Annotated in this window: 20 protein-coding genes; 12 read left to right on the top strand and 8 right to left on the bottom strand. The window is 38.4% G+C overall.

The features are described from left to right. Positions 1-206 precede the first annotated feature (206 nt). The gene (locus VB691_RS21590; RefSeq protein ID WP_323293598.1) at positions 207-1787 is read right to left on the bottom strand and encodes an NAD(P)H-quinone oxidoreductase subunit 4; all 1581 of its coding nucleotides are present in this window, start codon (positions 1785-1787) and stop codon (positions 207-209) included. Positions 1788-2406: 619 nt separating this feature from the next. Between VB691_RS21590 and VB691_RS21585 the strand changes: the two genes are divergently transcribed. Both VB691_RS21585 and VB691_RS21580 read left to right on the top strand, forming a co-directional pair. Beyond that, positions 2407-3168, top strand: coding sequence for a Tic22 family protein (locus VB691_RS21585; protein ID WP_323293597.1), 762 nt, complete (start codon positions 2407-2409; stop codon positions 3166-3168). Between the two features lie 463 nt (positions 3169-3631). Then, the gene (locus tag VB691_RS21580; protein WP_323293596.1) at positions 3632-4162 is read left to right on the top strand and encodes a pentapeptide repeat-containing protein; all 531 of its coding nucleotides are present in this window, start codon (positions 3632-3634) and stop codon (positions 4160-4162) included. 8 nt (positions 4163-4170) lie between these two features. On the opposite strand, the gene pdxH is transcribed toward VB691_RS21580, so the two are convergent. After that, positions 4171-4809: a pyridoxamine 5'-phosphate oxidase gene (pdxH, locus tag VB691_RS21575; protein ID WP_323293595.1), complete on the bottom strand. Its 639-nt coding sequence runs from the start codon at positions 4807-4809 to the stop codon at positions 4171-4173. A gap of 98 nt (positions 4810-4907) precedes the next feature. Here pdxH and VB691_RS21570 point away from each other — a divergent pair, with 98 nt between their 5' ends. Both VB691_RS21570 and VB691_RS21565 read left to right on the top strand, forming a co-directional pair. Beyond that, entirely contained in the window at positions 4908-5099 is a 192-nt protein-coding gene (locus VB691_RS21570) for a hypothetical protein (RefSeq protein ID WP_323293594.1), read from the top strand. A gap of 516 nt (positions 5100-5615) precedes the next feature. After that, positions 5616-6209 carry a YdcF family protein gene (locus VB691_RS21565; RefSeq protein ID WP_323293593.1) on the top strand — a complete coding sequence of 198 codons (594 nt, stop codon included), beginning with the start codon at positions 5616-5618 and terminating at the stop codon, positions 6207-6209. A gap of 159 nt (positions 6210-6368) precedes the next feature. Here the strand turns inward: VB691_RS21565 and VB691_RS21560 are convergent, their stop codons facing one another. Then, the gene (locus tag VB691_RS21560) at positions 6369-7046 is read right to left on the bottom strand and encodes a hypothetical protein (RefSeq protein WP_323293592.1); all 678 of its coding nucleotides are present in this window, start codon (positions 7044-7046) and stop codon (positions 6369-6371) included. Between the two features lie 87 nt (positions 7047-7133). On the opposite strand from VB691_RS21560, the gene VB691_RS21555 reads away from it, so the two are divergent. Further along, positions 7134-7724, top strand: coding sequence for a Uma2 family endonuclease (locus tag VB691_RS21555; protein WP_323293591.1), 591 nt, complete (start codon positions 7134-7136; stop codon positions 7722-7724). Between the two features lie 166 nt (positions 7725-7890). Continuing rightward, positions 7891-8214, top strand: coding sequence for a hypothetical protein (locus tag VB691_RS21550; protein ID WP_323293590.1), 324 nt, complete (start codon positions 7891-7893; stop codon positions 8212-8214). 143 nt (positions 8215-8357) lie between these two features. On the opposite strand, the gene VB691_RS21545 is transcribed toward VB691_RS21550, so the two are convergent. Next, positions 8358-8807: a hypothetical protein gene (locus VB691_RS21545; protein ID WP_323293589.1), complete on the bottom strand. Its 450-nt coding sequence runs from the start codon at positions 8805-8807 to the stop codon at positions 8358-8360. Between the two features lie 89 nt (positions 8808-8896). Between VB691_RS21545 and VB691_RS21540 the strand changes: the two genes are divergently transcribed. Further along, complete coding sequence (locus VB691_RS21540) at positions 8897-9928, top strand: aldo/keto reductase (protein WP_323293588.1); 1032 nt, start codon at positions 8897-8899, stop codon at positions 9926-9928. Positions 9929-10089: 161 nt separating this feature from the next. Here VB691_RS21540 and VB691_RS21535 read toward each other — a convergent pair whose 3' ends face one another. Together VB691_RS21535 and VB691_RS21530 are read right to left on the bottom strand one after the other, a co-directional pair. Next, entirely contained in the window at positions 10090-10719 is a 630-nt protein-coding gene (locus tag VB691_RS21535) for a DUF3177 family protein (protein ID WP_323293587.1), read from the bottom strand. 175 nt (positions 10720-10894) lie between these two features. Then, a complete protein-coding gene (locus tag VB691_RS21530) occupies positions 10895-11119 on the bottom strand; it encodes a Calvin cycle protein CP12 (protein WP_323293586.1) in 225 nt (74 codons plus the stop codon). 249 nt (positions 11120-11368) lie between these two features. On the opposite strand from VB691_RS21530, the gene VB691_RS21525 reads away from it, so the two are divergent. Both VB691_RS21525 and VB691_RS21520 read left to right on the top strand, forming a co-directional pair. Next, positions 11369-12595 (top strand): FIST signal transduction protein, encoded by a 1227-nt coding sequence (locus VB691_RS21525; protein ID WP_416245404.1) that lies wholly within the window; start codon positions 11369-11371, stop codon positions 12593-12595. A 129-nt stretch (positions 12596-12724) separates the two neighbouring features. Then, positions 12725-14446 (top strand): GAF domain-containing protein, encoded by a 1722-nt coding sequence (locus tag VB691_RS21520; protein WP_323293584.1) that lies wholly within the window; start codon positions 12725-12727, stop codon positions 14444-14446. A 2-nt stretch (positions 14447-14448) separates the two neighbouring features. On the opposite strand, the gene VB691_RS21515 is transcribed toward VB691_RS21520, so the two are convergent. Then, positions 14449-15120, bottom strand: a complete 672-nt coding sequence (locus VB691_RS21515) for a potassium channel family protein (protein ID WP_323293583.1) — start codon at positions 15118-15120, stop codon at positions 14449-14451. Between the two features lie 28 nt (positions 15121-15148). Then, complete coding sequence (locus VB691_RS21510; protein ID WP_323293582.1) at positions 15149-15415, bottom strand: hypothetical protein; 267 nt, start codon at positions 15413-15415, stop codon at positions 15149-15151. Between the two features lie 106 nt (positions 15416-15521). On the opposite strand from VB691_RS21510, the gene VB691_RS21505 reads away from it, so the two are divergent. The 3 genes from VB691_RS21505 to VB691_RS21495 are packed head-to-tail and all read left to right on the top strand — an operon-like array spanning position 15522 to position 17926. Beyond that, positions 15522-16226 carry a Uma2 family endonuclease gene (locus tag VB691_RS21505; RefSeq protein ID WP_323293581.1) on the top strand — a complete coding sequence of 235 codons (705 nt, stop codon included), beginning with the start codon at positions 15522-15524 and terminating at the stop codon, positions 16224-16226. 21 nt (positions 16227-16247) lie between these two features. After that, positions 16248-16802: a 2'-5' RNA ligase family protein gene (locus VB691_RS21500; RefSeq protein WP_323293580.1), complete on the top strand. Its 555-nt coding sequence runs from the start codon at positions 16248-16250 to the stop codon at positions 16800-16802. After that, positions 16799-17926, top strand: coding sequence for a THUMP domain-containing class I SAM-dependent RNA methyltransferase (locus tag VB691_RS21495; protein WP_323293579.1), 1128 nt, complete (start codon positions 16799-16801; stop codon positions 17924-17926). Before VB691_RS21500 ends, VB691_RS21495 begins: the two co-directional genes overlap by 4 nt. Positions 17927-17943: the final 17 nt, after the last annotated feature.

Below are 17943 nucleotides of genomic sequence, written 5' to 3'. Positions count from 1 at the left end.
ATGACTTGTAACTTTGTAGGGCGTAGTTTGTATTGGTATGCCGTTCTCATCGATTTAATTAGTGACTCCGAGAATTAATTAATTGGTCAACTCCGTACCTACGTTGACCCGCCTATCCATCCCGTCGCCAAATGAGTACATTATGGCGCGGGGCTTTCGGCGATTTAGCTAACTTGATGAAAAGGTGGGCAATGCCCACCCTACATCTACTTAATAGCGGGTGCTTTGAGTGGCATATTATAGGTTGAAGCAACTTCAACCTTTTCCACTAAACTCGGCACAGAATGTCTCAATCTTGCGGTTAATTGACTGGTGGTTGCATCATAAATCTGGGTCACAATTTTAGGATACAAACCAATGCCAATAATAGGAATTAGCAAACAAGCAATAATAAATACCTCTCTGGGTTCAGCATCAATGAGTTTTGTATGAGAAACTAACTCTTTGTTTTCTGGGCCATAAAGTATTTCTCGCAACATTGACAGTAAATAAATGGGAGTTAAAATCACACCTATTGCGGCTAAAAAGACAACAATCACTTTAAAAGTTGGATTATAAGCATCGCTGGTGGCAAAGCCCACAAATACCATTAATTCTGCTACAAAACCACTCATACCAGGCAAAGCTAAAGAAGCCATGGAACAAGTTGTCCACATAGCAAATATCTTCTTCATCTTTTTGCCAATACCACCCATTTCATCTAACATCAGGGTATGGGTACGGTCATAGGTAGCACCTACCATAAAAAAGAGACTCGCCCCAATTAAACCATGGGAGATCATCTGTAACATGGCCCCACTTAACCCAATGTCAGTAAAGGAAGCCATACCTATGAGAACAAAACCCATGTGAGAAATGGACGAATAGGCGATCTTTCGTTTGAGGTTTCGTTGAGCAAAAGACGTTAAAGCTGCATAAACAATGTTCACCACCCCTAAAATTACCAAGACAGGGGCAAAATAGGCATGAGCATCGGGTAACATCCCCGCATTCATCCTTAAAAGGGCATAACCCCCCATTTTTAAGAGAATACCCGCCAGTAACATATGGGCCGGTGCTGTTGCTTCTCCGTGAGCATCAGGCAACCAGGTATGCAGGGGAAAAATGGGTAATTTGACCCCATAGGCGATCAATAAACCCGCATAGAGGAATAATTGTAAATTCAGGGGAATACCTTTGGCGGCGATCGCACTCATATCAAAGGTAACAGTATCCCCAAAAAAGGCCATGGTTAAGGCAGCAACCAGGATAAATAATGATCCCCCTGCGGTGTAGAGAATAAACTTAGTCGCAGCATAGAGACGACGTTTTCCCCCCCAAATTGAGAGAATTAAATACACAGGGACTAATTCTAATTCCCACACCAGGAAGAATAACAACATATCCTGTACGGCAAAAACTGCAATTTGTCCGCCGTACATTAACAGCATCAGGAAGTAAAAGAGTTTGGGTTTAAAGGTGACAGGCCAAGCGGCCATGGTGGCCAAAGTGGTAATAAACCCTGTTAATAAAATTAGGGGCATGGATAACCCATCAGCACCCACTGACCACTTTAAGTCGATTTGGGGAACCCAAGCATAACTTTCCACTAATTGGAGGTTGGGGTTGCTGAGATCGTATCCTGTATAGAAGGCGTAGACAATAATGACAAAATCGATCAATCCTACTGTTAGCGCATACCATCTGACCGTTTTACCATCCTTGTCAGGAATGATCGGAATTAAGAAGGCGGCCACAATGGGAAAGAGAATAATGGTAGTTAACCAAGGAAAATTAGCAAGGTTCATTGGAAATTTCTTCTAAGGTTCATCGAAATAATTGGGTTTGAAGCTTGGTTGATACCCGTTTAATTTGGTAATTTGGGGGCGATCGCCCTACCACAAACAATCTAGCAACATTTTTGAGGAGAGACTATTTTGACAATCTTAAATTTAAGGTTTAAGTCTGTGACAATTTACAAAGTGTCACAATCATCATGGTGATTAAGTATTTCGACTGATAGATTATTGTTGTGTGTGAGGAGTAAGAGTGATATGCAAAAGCCTTTGGAGTCGAAACACGGCAAGACGCCCGGAGGCTTTTGATTTTTATCTCATTTTGATTAATAGAAATAATCGACAATTAACAATAAATCATTGGCAATTGATTATCAAAAACGACACAACAACAACTGTCCTCAGAGGAGCCACTCATTGAAAAAGTCCTTTGTATGATGTCCAGAGACTAAAATGGAACTTAGCCTAAACCTAATCAGTCTTGACGCGAATAGGGTAGCTAAATTGGTCAAGCCTCCAGGCAAAATTGTTTAGATTAACTTAATTTAGTCTCAACAAAGTCTGATCTGGTGAGGGGGCATCTTGATAATTTTCCCATTATACATACCTGTAAAATCTGAGGTCAGTTTATATGAAATCTTTGATCCGTTGGAGTGCTACTTTAGGATTAGTAGGGAGTACGCTATTAACATCTTGGTTCGGTCATCTTCCTAAAGCCCTGGCCTTACCTGAAGCAGATGTTCTCAAAGTCCTGCAAATTCCTGTGTTTACGATTACCACAGCAGAAGGTGGGCCACTCATTGCGACTTTGGCCGATAATCAAAAAGTTACCCAAGTCTTTATGAGTCAACAAGATGCGGATGCTTTTTTAGGGAAACTCAAAGAAGCTCAACCAGATTTAGCAAAACAAGTCAAGGTTCAGCCTGTTTCTTTGGGTCAAGTCTATCAATTAGCGATCGCCAGCAGCAAAGAGCCAGAACAGCTAAAGTTTGCTTATATTCCGATGCAAAGTGCGGTTGACTCAGCTAAAAAAGTTTTGAGTGAGAGTGGACAACAATATGAAGGGGGTGTTCCTCTCTTTATTTTAAGAGGTGGCCCGGAACAAGCTATGTTAACGATTCAACAAAATAATCAAGAAGTAATTCCTTTCTTCTTTGAAAAAGCCCAAATTCAAGCCATTGTAGATCGGTTGAAAAAAGAGCAACCCGAACTCGCGGCTACCATGAAAATAGAAGTAATTCCCTTAGAGAATTTAATCGCAGCATTACATCAAAAAGATGATGCAATGCTAAAGCAAATTCAGCTAATTCCCTCTCAAGAAACGATTCAATTTATTCAACAATCTACGCAATCTCAATCGGGACAATCTCAGCCCAGTTCCCCTAAACAATAGTCAGTTTCTATTAAGATTTAAGGAGATTATTGCGTCAATTGTAGCTAAGGTAAAACTACCTTGGCTCTCTTTTTTTCCAGCACAAACCCTATCCGTCGGGGTAATTCATGAATTACCCCGACAATTGAGATCTTGCACCTAGCTTGAAAACCCCGATTTTTCACCAAATAGTAACGAAGTCATGCTTGGTTTGCTGTCTTTAAAAATCGGGGTTTTGTGATTTTTATGCAAGATCTCCGTACAAGAAACTAAGTCCTATCGATTATGAATAAGCATTAAGTTTTATAACATATTGTTGACTTTTAAGGAATAATACTAATAATTCTCCGTAAAATCCTTTAGAATTGAGTCATTGAATGCTAACATTTTGACCTTGATTGGAAAACTTGTTCCTAAACAAAACACATTTTTTCATAAATTTAAGCCAAAAATAAGCGCGTAAGCTCATCAGGAGGGCGAAGTGATGAAAGAGAGAGAATTATTTACTCACTACCTTAAAAATCAACGGAATTTTCGAGAAGAAAATCTGCATCAAGCTAACCTCGAAGGACTCAATTTGCAAAGAATTGATCTAACCCGTGCGGACTTAAGTGGGGCCAATTTAAAAGAAACCGATTTAAGTGGTGCTTGTCTCGCTCAAGCAAACTTAACCGATGCTGATTTGAGTTACTCTAATTTAGTCGGTGCTAACCTCACCGAAATTAACCTCATTGGGGCCGACTTAAGCGGAGCAAATTTAGCGGGAGTTAACTTAACTCATGCCGATCTTCGTTGTGCCAATTTACATAATGCTAATCTGACGAGAGCTAACCTCAAAGAAGTTAACTTAGATGGGGCTGACTTAAGCGGTGCCAACCTTTGCCATACGGTCATTGTTAACACCGATTTAAGTGTGGCTGATACCACAGGAGCCTCCTTAAAAGATAGTCAACAATGTGAGTTAGAACAACCCCTATCAGACCATTCTGCTAATTGGGTGAGTTGGTCAGGCTAGGATAGGATTTACGGGGCTAAACGATGGATTTCCCAAGTTCCATCATCCCTGGAAATATAGGAGAAGCGATCGTGTAAACGGTTCGGTCGCCCCTGCCAAAATTCAAACCGTCGGGGGGTAATGCGATAACCTCCCCAGAAGGAAGGTAGGGGGATTTCTCCCTGCTGGAATTTGTTTTTAATTTCCTCAAACTTCATTTCTAGCAGTTGTCGAGAGGTAATAATTGAACTTTGCGCCGAACACCAGGCCCCCAATTGACTGCCTCTAGGACGAGTTGTAAAATAGGATAAAGACTCTGCTGTAGAAATTTTAGCAGCAGTTCCTTGAATTTTTACTTGTCTTTCTAAAGGAAGCCATAAAAATAAGAGAGCAACTTGGGGATTTTCTGCGATTTGTTGGGCTTTATTGCTTTCGTAGTTGGTAAAAAAAACAAACCCTTTTTCATCAAAATATTTTAAAAGTACCGTTCTAATTGACGGTTCTCCTTGGGCCGAAACTGTGGCCAAACTCATGGCATTTGGTTCTGGTAACTCAGCTTGACAAGCTTGCTGAAACCACTTTTCAAACTGTTTAAACGGATCTTGAGCGAGATCGTTGCGGGTTAGGCCATTGCGGGTATATTCTTCTCGTAATGCACTGAGATCCATTATTAATTAAAGAATAAGTAAACATTTGTTACAAGTTTATTATAAATCATTTTAATACCCTTAAACAACGATTTTTGACAACTCCCTTTGTCTTACCAATGGTTTCTCTTAAGTTCAAAGATGGAAGGCAGTCTGAAGAAGGAATGCAACTGTTAAGAGAAATGATTTTAGCACGAGCATTTCCTGATTTAAGCCTAGAAGAACGTTTAACTAAAATTACTAAAATTTTTGATAATAAAGAAACATTAGATTACCTTTGTTCTATGAGTGGAGGTCACATTTACATATAGGATTGTCAACTTGTTAACCATCAATGCTATATTTATATAATAATCCATGGGGCTGTGGCTCAGTAGGATAGAGCAAGCGCCTCCTGAAAAATCGGGCATCCTGTACGGAAACGTCAGGCATGAATGTGGTCAAACTCAAGGAAGCCTAAGTCTAAGACTAAGATAGGGTAATCTTGAGCCAAGCTCTACGTCCCTAGTAGAGAAGGTGCAGAGACTGGTTGTGGGTTGCTAAGGGGAATTCATAGGATAGCATTAAACAAACCTACAACATAACGGCCACCACCTACGGACAAAGTTTCTGTCTAGGGTGAAGGGATAGTCCAGAGAGTAGGGAAACCTACACCAATCTGAAGCGCTAGGTCGCCGGTTCAAATCCGGCCAGTCCCGTCTCTTTATAAATTATTAATGATGGTAAGCCTTGATTAAGGGAGCATAATTGTTTGAGATGCGTCATCAAAAATAGGTTTATCCTGATAGTGATCGACGCATTAAGATGTTGGTGTGAGAGTGTGACTCATGTTGCTTAAGATACGTTCTCCCAGACCAGAAATTAAGGTTATTCCCCCTCGCAGAGCTAAAATAAGGATTTTTCCCCTCATTCCTCTGTTAACCCTCGGTCTATGGTTCGGTTATAAACAATTACAAAGTTATTTTGTCCAACCTGAAGCCATCTTTGTCTTGGGGGGACACGAAGATCGAGAACGTTTTGCGGCTCAATTAGCCCTAAAACACCCCAATTTGCCGATCTGGGTATCTTCCGGCAGTCCCGAAGGCTATGCGACCAAAATCTTTACTAAAGCCGGGGTAAACAGCGATCGCCTTCATCTCGACTACCACGCTAAAGACACGGTAACAAATTTTACAACCTTAGTTAAAGAATTAAAATCCCAAGGAATTGATAGTGTTTATCTAATTACATCTGATAATCACATGAACCGGGCCAGAGTCATTGGAGAAATCGTTTTTGGTAGTCAAGGTATTGTCTTAAAACCGATTTCTGTTCCTTCTCATGGTTCCCCCGAATCCTTAGAAAAAATTGTCAGAGACGGAGGACGATCTTTATTGTGGTTACTAACAGGAAAGACCGGGGAAAATTTAATCGACCCCTAACTTATACTTGTTGCCAAGTCCCATGAAAACTAAAGGGGATCACATTAAGTTTATTTTAATCCTTCTCCACATACAGGCGATCGCCCTGAACAAATGTAATTTTTTCTGACATCTGGGCCAGAATAAAATTTACCAATTAATTGCTGACAATCACATCATCTATTCTAACCCCAAAAATCTTCCCAAAACCTTGATGATTGCGCCACAAATAAGGTATGTTGTAATTACGGCTGGAACTGCTAAATAGGACAAAAAACTGACTGAGCGTTCCTGTTTCAAATGCTCACGAACTGCTAAGAACGGAATAATATTTATGGCATGATAATTTGTCATGGGATAGGGTAGAAAAAAGAGCATTGCAGGGGCATTTAAGAAAAAAAATAAACCACCATCGCCTAATGTTTGGGCTAACCCCATCACAAAAACATAGGGCCAGAACCTAAAATAAAAACGGTTAATAAAATACCAAATTACTGAAAAAATTATGAGATAAGCAGGTAAGGTAAAAGCTAAATCTATGCCATATTGGATTAGTCCCCCCATAATGGATGTATCTCGGCCAATACGCAATGATAGAAAAACGGGCATTGAAATCATGTGAAAACCCTCTACAACTGCGGCCAGGAAAGTCGCTAAAACAATAAATCGGGTTTTGTGCGGGAGTTGAGGAAATGCTTTCACTAATATTGAACGTAACGCAATCTGTAGAAGAATAAACCCGATCACTAAAAGACGAGTAATATTTTCAGCAGAGAAACCTGCCAGAACAATTGATAGGCTAATTCCAAGTGTTAACCAAATAAAATATAGTATTTGCCCAATTCCAAGTTTTTTCACATATTCACACAACTTAGTTAGTATATGCTCAAGGGAGGATCAATCATACCTTACTTGATTGATAATCAACAAGATTCGGTGAAAAATATGATTGCTAACGTCGCTCATCGCTATAGCTTGGATGAATATCGCGCCCTTGAAGAAAAGACAGAGGGACGCAGTGAATATCATGATGGAGAAATTGTACCCATGGCCGGCGGCTCACTCAACCACAGTCGTATTGGTGGTAATATTTTTGCTTTTCTGAAGTTCCTTCTTCGAGATACTCAATTCGAGCCAATTAATAGTGATTTAAGGTTATGGATTCCTGAATATCAAAGAGGTTTATATCCTGATGTTATGCTTTTTGATGGTGAACCGCAACTAAACGATAATCGCAATGATGAAGTTTTAAATCCGCTCTTAATTATTGAAGTGCTTTCCCCGACAACTGCAAGTTATGATCGTGAAAGTAAGTTTCGGATGTATCGCATAATTCCTAGCTTTTGTGAATATTTGTTAGTGGAGCAGGATGAACCATTTGTTGAACGTTATAGTAAGCAAGATCAAGGTTGGTTATTGAGTGATTTTAAGGGCTTGGAGTCATCAATTGCCTTGGATTCTGTTGGCATAGAATTACCAATGGCGGAAATCTACCGTAATCTTATTAATATTATTACTAGATATGAGGGCAAATAAAACTAAATTAAGTCTTAAATTTTACAGGTTTACTCAAAAATTTTATTTTATTTTTATAGCTTGGATTTAATAAGTGCTTTTAGAGTGGAAGTAGGGAGAGAAATTGTTCACAACTGAGGGTAATTTTAACATTAATGCCTCAGTGATATCTATTGAGAGAATTAAAATGAATAGATTTTTAATCGGGATAATACCAATTATCGCCTTAACTTCTGCTGTGCAAATGACCACAGCCCAAACCATTGATCAATCTCAGGGACAACCCACAGCAGCTACTCAAAGAATAAGTGGTAATTCTCCTTATTTAGTGGGTACAGTGGTTGGGGTTGTTTCTGGCCCTTATGGCAGTATTTTATTTGTAGAATTAGGGGACAAAACGAAATTAAAATTTCATCATCCCAGTAGTTCAGTTGGTCGAGGTGAACGGGTTTTAGTGTATAAAAAGAATGGGGATTTTTATTTGATAGAAGCGGCTAATCCTCAGTATTAAAATCCTTGAATTTAGGTTAGGGTTAGAGATTATATTCTACTGAAGCTTAGGATATAAATAAACCCTAACCCTTTGTAAATTAGATTTTCCATAGTTTTTATCTCCATCAAAAGATGGTTAGTTATGGTTAACAATTGCGGAGATTAAGCGGGACATAAAGCCGATTCTGAAGAAAGTTGTTTGAATAAGGTGTTAGCAACTTCTGCGGCTAATTTAACAGGGAAATTACTTGAGCCAATGGAATGTAAAATACAATTGTCAAAGTTGGCTTGTCGTTCTTGTTTTAACTGAAAACTGACCAATAATTCCTGATTAGGATTATAGGATTGTAATTTCAGGTTAATCTTGTTTTTTAAGGTTCTTTCCGAAAATAATTGAGATAAATCTGTTTCATAGTCCAGGCTAATTGAGCCATCATATTCATCCACAATAATCACTAACATTCCATTTCCTTGTGCTTGACGAAAATGCCAAAAACAACTCGATAAAACGCTATAGTTACATTGTAAAAACTTTTGTCTAACTTCCCGATCTGATAAATTCATCATCATAGCCGTCTCACTAGGTTGGTTTTTTTGAGAATCTTTAAACATTGTGCGCCTTTTAAAACTTAAAAGCAGTGAGCTTGCTACACTTTTAAAGTGAGTTTCGTCACTCAATAATTACCCCTAGATTCAACAAGATGGAAATTCAACCGTCACTGAAATTACCCAAAGATTACCAAGAAAACCCAATTTTCATTAACCCATCTTTGTCCCTTTCTCAGATGGGTTGTGGTACTTGGGCCTGGGGAAATCGACTGCTGTGGGGTTATAATCAAACCATGGATGAGGCACTACAACAGGTGTTTAATCTAGCGGTGAGTCAAGGTGTTATCTTATTTGATACAGGGGACTCTTACGGGACGGGAAAACTTAATGGACGCAGTGAGAGTTTACTGGGAAAATTTGCCCAAGCCTATCAGGGGCCTAATCAGGATAAAATTTGTTTAGCGACGAAATTAGCGGCTTATCCCTGGCGATGGACTCGTCAGGCGATGGTAAGGGCAGGAAAAGCCTCCGCCGAACGTTTGGGCAGAAATATTGATTTAGTGCAGATGCACTGGTCAACAGCAAATTATGTTCCTTGGCAAGAATGGCCCTTATTAGATGGGTTAGGAGATCTTTATGAGCAGGGTTTAGTTAAAGGGGTGGGCTTATCTAATTATGGGCCAAAACGTCTTAAACAGGTATATAAGAGGTTTGCAGCCAGAAATATTCCTATTGTCACCCTACAGGTTCAATATTCCTTATTATCCACTTATCCGGTGACTGAATTAGGGCTTAAGGAAGTTTGTGATGAATTGGGCATTCAATTAATTGCTTATAGTCCTTTAGCGTTAGGATTATTAACAGGAAACTATACAGAACAAGGGCCGTTTCCGAAAGGGTTACGGGGGATATTTTTCCGACAGATGTTGCCGAAAATTAGTCCCCTATTAGATGGGTTAAAAGCGATCGCATTAACCCATCAGAAAACGATGGCACAAGTGGCAATTAATTGGTGTATTTGTAAGGGTTTTATTCCCATTCCTGGGGCAAAAACTGTGAAACAGATGGAACAAAATTTAGGTGCTTTGGGTTGGCGACTGAGTGAGGGGGAAATGACAGAACTTGATCGATTAACGGAAAAAGTTGAGAAGAAAATGATCCAAAATTCTTTTCAAACTAAGTAAGTTTTGCTGTAATTAAACTCAGATCTTGCACCTGAACCAAAAATCTGATTTTTTGTCTAAATTGCAACGAAAGAATCAGGTTTTGATGATTTAAAAATCGGATTTTTTTAGCTTTTCGGTGTTGGTGCAAGATCTCAGCATAAGTCGTTTAAATGCCTAAATCATTGTTCTAAAGCAGATCTGCCTTGTTTTCCCAGTCGAACCAATAAAAAATAGGCCAAATAAAGAACATAAATAGAGAGTCCAAGTAAGCCCAAAAAGCCTAAAAATCCTGGTGTTGCGTCTTGATGAACAATTGACCAATAACCCACAGGGACTTGAAGCCAAACTTGACAAAACGGCGTTTCTAAGGTGCTGCGAGAGACAGCACAGGAAAGAAAAGGCACATCAACCATGGCCCCTAAACTAGAATAAACCGTAACCGCCCAACGCCATGATGTTAAGACTAACTTGAGGAAACTGGGGGGTAGATCTTTGATTTCATCATTCAAGTCCAGCCAAAACCACAAAGAAATAGGAATCAGAATACGGGCCGCTAGTAAAGTCACAAACCCCATTTGTCCAGAAAAAGCTTGAAAGGGTGTATTTTCCCCCAACCAACCAGGGGCCATGAGATAAACAGTAATTATTAACAGACTGGCGACTCGCCAATAGATGACGAGCAAACGTCCGATCGCATCCATTTGTCTTGCAAAAGCCCAAATTGTCAGGATAATTGGGATAATTAAATTAAATAAGAGTGCTAATCGGTAATCTATCCAGATTAATGGTCGAAACCAAAGATCTTCCATGGCGTTTGTGGATTCCTCAAAAATTCTTCAATCATTGTAAAGGTTAATCCGTTCCCCGTCCCTGACTTTGGCAAGAAGTTTAGACAAAAAAGCAGTGAAAATTCGGAAATTCTCACTGCTGCGCGATTTAAGATGAATCAGAAGGAAAAAAGGCAACTAGAGAAACCCATCCCCTTTAGTCATCATAAACTCGGCACTCAACAGCATCAGGATTATCATCACAATATTTTTCCAAGGATGTCTGGGTGGGTTTTTTTTCGCGTTGGTGAGCAGCTTCTGCTTGCAGTTCTTCAACAGCATCCCAAGCCGCGGCACAATCACCGGATGTACTACCTTCGACACTACAAACTTCTCTGGCGTTGCTTAATTCCTGTTCAATTTGTTCGTTAATGTTACTCATGATCCCTCTAACTGTCTAACTTTAACTCTAAGATGTTAGTAAACTAATTTATCCTAACGGATTTTAGGGTGCTATGAGTCAAGCAAGGTTTTAGAAGTCGGTTTTCTCTACCTCTAGGGTTCAGATCTAGAAGAAGGCAGAAGGCAAAATCCAGATCCTTGCTGTAACGGGAGTTTCAGCTTTTTGGGATGTCCTAGACTATACTTTATTATCTACATTCGTTAAGTTTCCATGACTGATCATTCATCAATGCAGTGGACTAATGCCCTCTCAACCCGTCCTTCTTTAGAAGGGGCCGTAACGGAAGTGGTTGAAAAGATTAAACAGTCTTTATCTCATCCTCCTGATCTGGGAATTGTTTTTATTTCGTCTGCTTATGCCAGTGACTACACAAGATTAGTCCCTCTTATCTTAGAAAAACTGCCTTTACCCGTTTTAATCGGCTGTGGTGGGGCTGGTATTATTGGTCAAAGAGGGCAAGCTCAAGCGCAGGAAGTGGAAAATAATCCGGCCTTAAGTTTAAGTGTAGGTTATTTACCGGATGTGACACTTCAGCCATTTTTGCTTAACGAAAGTTTACCAGATCTCGATAGTTCTCCTGAAACTTGGCATCAGTTGCTTGGGGTTTCTCCTCAACAACGACCCGATTTTATTTTACTTGCGGATGCCTTCTCGACTCGCATTAATGATTTATTAGAGGGCTTAGATTTTGCTTATCCCGACTCGATTAAAGTGGGAGGATTAACCAGTAGTAGTGTAATGGGGGTTCCTAGTGCCTTGTTTTATCATACTACCGGAGATCAGGGTTCAGGGTTATATCATCAGGGAACGGTGGGGTTGGCCTTAAGTGGCAATATTGAAGTAGAAGCAATTGTGGCCCAAGGATGTCGTCCCATTGGTCAACCTTATCAGGTGGTGCGGGGGGAACGCAATGTCATTTTAGAATTGTCTCAAGATGGCAATATTCGGCCTCCCTTAGATTTATTAAGAGACTTAATTGAAACCTTAAATGAGTCAGATCGTCAGTTAGCTCAACACTCTTTATTTATTGGCATTGTACGGGATGAATTTCAGGAAAAATTGCAATCTGGCGACTTTTTAATTCGTAATTTATTGGGGGTTGATCCCAGATTAGGGGCCATTGCTATTGGCGATCAGGTTCGTCCTGGACAGCGCATTCAATTTCATTTACGAGATGCTCAAACTTCGGCGGAAGATTTAGAAATTCTCCTAAAAAATCATCCGTCATCTTCTAATTTATCCACCCCGATTAAAGGGGCTTTAATGTTTGCTTGTTTAGGTAGAGGCCAAAATTTATATAGCAATGAAAATTTTGATTCTGAACTGTTTTCTTCCTATTTTCCTGAGGTTCCTTTAGGGGGATTTTTCTGTAATGGAGAAATTGGCCCCGTGGGGAAAGAAACCTTTTTACATGGTTATACATCAGCTTTTGCTCTCTTTAGACAACCTGGCTAAAATTTTCGGGAAAAATTCGATTGCTTTTTGTATTTTTCAGCGTCTTGACATAACTTTAAATGCAATCTTTCAACAATTTTATGATAAACTAACAGATAATTTGGATTATCAAAAGCTGCGTAAGTTGTTATGAACCAGCTAAATACTACCTCTTTAGAAGACACTTTACAACGAATGATTAATCAGTTAGGGCAACTATTAAAAGTTGATTGGTGTCTCTTGTATTCCTTTCGGTCTTATGGCTTATTTAGTGATAGTCTTATTTATCAAAAATTAACGCATTTGAAATCATCTAAAGTGCCTATTAATTTGGCACTTTTAGAAAAAACAATCAAAAAAATAGATGGAATTGAAATCATTTCTTCTGTCAAAAATCATCAGTCTTTTAGAAAGCCTAAAACCCAGGAAGAACAGCAGATAAAAGCAGCTTATCAACAAACAAATATTGGGGCTTCTTTATTAGTCCCCTTGACCTTAAAACAAGAATTAATAGGGGTTTTAGGCTTATATCATTGTTGTTTTTCATACCATTGGCGAGAGGAAGAAATGCAAATCGCTGCTATGGTGGCGGAACAAATTGTCTTGGCTATTTCCCAAGCTCAAGCCTATCAACAAGTTCGGGACTTAGCAAGACAAGAAACTCTGATCAATAAAATTACTGCGGCCATTCGTTCTAGTCTCGATCCTCAAATGATTTTTACCGCTATTACTCATGAATTAGGAAATGGGTTAAAAGTGGATGGATGCGCCCTTTCTTTATGGACAAAAAAGGATCAATTTGTGCAATGTGTTGGCCTTTATGATCGACAAAAAGGTAATATTAATCCCTTCCCTCAATCTATTGTTCCTATCGTTGATAATCCGGTTTTACAAAAGCTTCTTCACACTCTAAAACCTGTTATCTTAGAAAACATGGATCATCATCCTGAGATGAATCAATTTGACTTACCTTTACGAGAAGAAGCCCAAGCCTTATTAATTGTGCCATTAATCGTGGATGAGGAAATTATTGGCAGTATTTCTTTAAGACAAATTGCTTGTCCCCGTCATTGGTTATCCTCAGAAATTAGTTTAGCTCAAGGGGTTGCTTCTCAAGCTGCAATTGCTGTTCAACAGGCCAGACTTTATGAAAAAATGAAACAACAGGCTGAACAATTACGCCACAGTGAACAACAGGTAAAACAGTTAAATCAATACCTTACTGAATCGGTTTTAAAACGGTTTTTACCTCCTTCTATTGTTAATAAGGTGGCAACAGGAGAATTAAGTTTAGATTTAACCCCTGAACCCCGTTTAGTGACGATTTTATTTACTGATTTGGTGGGGTTTACTCTCTTGGCCAATCAGTTAGGAACCCAAGGAGTTGCTACCCTGTTAAATGAATATTTAGAAGCGATGACTGTGGCAGTTTTTCAATCTGGGGGAACGGTGGATAAATTTATTGGGGATGCAGTTGTGGCCTTGTTTGGGGCCCCGGAAGACTTAACCCCCCCTGAGCAAGTTCATCGGGCGATCGCTGTTGCGAGAGGAATGCACCATCAGTTAGACTCTTTAAATGAACAATGGCAGTCTCAAGGGTTAGTCCAGACTCCGGTACAGTTTCGCTGTGGTATTCATCAAGGAATGGCGGTGGTGGGGATGTTTGGCGGGGGACAACGCTCTGATTATACGGCGATCGGGCCGGCGGTTAATATTGCGGCTCGGTTGCAAGAAGTGGCCGAGAGTGACATGATTTTAGTGTCAGAAACGGTGGCTAAATTTTTAACCCCTCAAGAAATTACCCCGATTCAATCTCTACAATTAAAAGGAATTCAAGAAGAAATTTTGATGTTTTCCGTTAAGATTAATTAAATTTATTGATCAGTATTGTCTAAATCATGTTGATATAAACTAACTAATCTGGCAATAAAAATGGCGGGATATAATTGTCCAATAATTGCTTGAGCATTGGTTAAAGTCATGGCAAAACTATGAACTGGAGTAATATCACCATAGCCTAGGGTGGTTAAGGTGGTAAAGCTGAAATAGGAGAGTTGATAACCGACATTATTGCCAGATAAATTGGTAAACGCTTCGTGATCAAATAGGAAAATAATACGATAGAGTAAGAACCAAAATAAGCCTAGTAAAAGATAAACACAGATGCCGCCTCTCAAAATATCCTGAGAGACTTTTTTAGTCGAAAAAATTCTTTTACTAATAACAAGAATGGCAGCTAAACAGAAAGCGGCGTAACAAATATAAGCAATGACGGATAGTTTTTCAGAAAAATATTCATATTGAGGAAAATAAAAAACATCAAAAATAAATCCTGTTCCTGCAATGATTCTCAACAGGGTTAAAAATTTTGGATTAATTGATAAAGCTTCTAAGGTTAATAAGTTACTGAGTAAAAAACATAAAGATAGAATAAGCCCGGTAATTCTATTAGTCACCAAAGAAGACACAAAAAAAACAATAATTAAAGCGATTAAAAGTTTGGTATAAGTCTTTTGATGTAACTTAGATCGAGAGTTAACTTTCATTGTTTCAGCTAATCTTATAGATTAGGAATTATTCAACCAGAATACACCATTCATGAAGTTCATAGTCAACACAACCATTGAGAATTAAAGGATCTTGGGAAACAATTATTTTGGCTTCTACTAAGGATTTTGCTGTAAATAATAACATTCCTCCCCCAAAATCTCCCCAGTATCCTGTTTTTGCCTGATGTCCTTTGTTAATTAATTCTCGGACATATTTTTGATGAGCAGGAACATACTGATCAAAGGTTGCTTTATTGACAATTCCTTTTTCAATTTTAACAAACCAGGGCATAATATTAATGATTCGTAAGGGACAAATAGGCTAATCTCATTATATAATTAGATAGGCACAAATAAATTTGCTATTATTAATCTAACTGCTGCAACGGGTTAAAATTATGACAACCCTAGATCTTACCTCCGATATTACCTGTCCTCCCACTGATTTATGGAGTGATGAACCGCCTTTGGAAAGTGACTTACATTTACAACAGATTATCTTATTATTAACTTGTCTTGATTGGTTATGGCAAGAAAAAACAAATTACTACGCTTCAGGTAATCTGACCATTTATTACAACGAAGAACAATTAAAAAAGAGAGATTTCTGTGGCCCTGATTTTTTTGTGGTTTTAGATACGGAAAAACGTCCTCGTAAAAGTTGGGTAGTTTGGGGAGAAGGGGGCAAATATCCTAATGTTATTATCGAAATTCTCTCAGATTCTACGGCTAATATTGATCGAACCCGTAAAAAAGATCTCTATCAAAATACGTTTCGCACTCCCGATTATTTTGGGTTTGATCCTAATACCTTAGAGTTTGAGGGATTTAGTTTGATGAATGGGCAATATCAAGAAATTACACCTAATGAAAGGGGATATTTATGGAGTGAGCAACTAGAGTTATATTTAGGAATATTAGACAGTAAATTGCGTTACTTCACAAGGGAAGGGGAATTAGTACCAACGATTCAAGAAACAGCTTTACAGGAAAGGTTAGCTAAAGAACAGGAGAAAATAGCCAAAGAAGAAGCACAACAACGTGCAGCTATCTTAGCTAAAAAATTGCGGAAACTAGGCATTAATCCTGATGAAATTGCTTAGAATACCATAGATAAAACCGATATGAACTCATCAAAAAAACGATTTTTTATTGCTTTACTGCCTCCCCAGGAAGTTCAATTAGAAGCTCATAAAATCAAGCAATATTTTTCTGAGGTTTATAATAGCCATGCTGCCCTAAAATCACCGCCTCATGTTACTTTACAACCGCCTTTTGAATGGGAAATTGAGGCTTTATCTTTATTAATTGAAGCATTACAGAACTTTTCACAGTCTCAGTTATCCATTCCCATGATATTAGACGGATTTGCTGCTTTTAAACCTCGCGTTATTTATATTAATGTTCTCAAGAATCAAGAACTTTTATTGATTCAAAAAAACTTGATGTCCCATCTTGAATCTTCCTTAAATATTGTTAATCCAATTTCTAAAAATTGTCCTTTTTCTCCTCATTTAACCGTTGGTTTTCGAGATTTAACGAAACCCAATTTTTATCTTGCTTGGTCAGAGTTTCAAGATAAAAAATTTTATTTTGAATTTATCATTGATAAACTGACGTTACTACTCCATAATGGTAAAATGTGGGAAATCTATCAAGAATTTAGCTTAACTTTATGACTAACAATTATTTTGCTACCGTTGCCAGAGGACTAGAAGAAATTGCTGCTCAGGAATTAGAAAAATTAGGGGCAATATCGGTGAAACCTGAGTTTACTGGGGTTCATTTTCAAGGGGATAAATCTTTACTTTATAAGGTTAATTTATGGTCAAGAATCGTTTTTAGAGTGTTAGTTCCTATCCAAACCATACCTAGTGCTAATTCTACTCAACTTTATGACAGTGTACAACAAATAGATTGGACTGAATATTTACAACCAGATCAAACATTTGCTGTCAATTGTACAGGCAGTAATCAACAATTAAATCATAGTCATTTTACCGCATTACAGGTTAAAAATGCTATTGTAGATCAACAACAAGATCGCTTTAAAGAACGGTCTTATATTGATCCTAAATATCCTGATATTTTAATCAATGCCCATATTTATGAAAATCGTTGTTTTTTAAGTTTAGATAGTTCAGGAGAGAGTTTACATAGAAGGGGATATCGCCCCGCTATGGGACTTGCACCTTTAAAAGAAACCTTGGCTTCTGCTATATTAGATCTGGCTAATTGGACTCCTAATTTGCCTTTTTTAGATCCCTTATGTGGGTCAGGAATTCTACCCATAGAAGCTACCTTAAAAAGCTTAAATATTGCTCCTGGTTTAGCTAGAGACTCCTTTAGTTTTCAGCATTGGTCTGATTTTGATTCCCAGTTATATGATACAATAATTAAAGAAGCAATCAACAGTCAAAATCATCAACTTGAAGCCCCAATTTTTGGCAGCGACCGTGATTTAGACGTAATTCAACAAGCCCAAATAAATGCAAAAAAATGCAACATTGATCATCATATTAAATTAACACAAATGTCCTTAGAAAATGTTGAACCACCGACAGATCAAGGTATTATTATTTGTAACCCTCCTTATGGTAAACGCTTAGGAAATACTCAAGAATTAGGAGCATTATATACATTATTGGGAGATGTTTTTAAACAACGTTTTAAAGGGTGGACAGCTTATGTTTTGACAGGAAATAAAGAATTAAGTAAGCAAATTGGGTTAAGAACTGCTCGCAGAATTCCTGTTTATAATGGTTCTCTTCCTTGTACCTTACTTAAATATGAATTGTATTAAAAGATTTCCCCTGATTG

Source organism: Crocosphaera sp. XPORK-15E (assembly GCF_034931425.1).
Classification (GTDB): Bacteria; Cyanobacteriota; Cyanobacteriia; order Cyanobacteriales; family Microcystaceae; genus UHCC-0190.
Note: the sequence above shows the minus strand (reverse complement) of the source record. Positions and strands in the feature narration are given on the sequence as shown.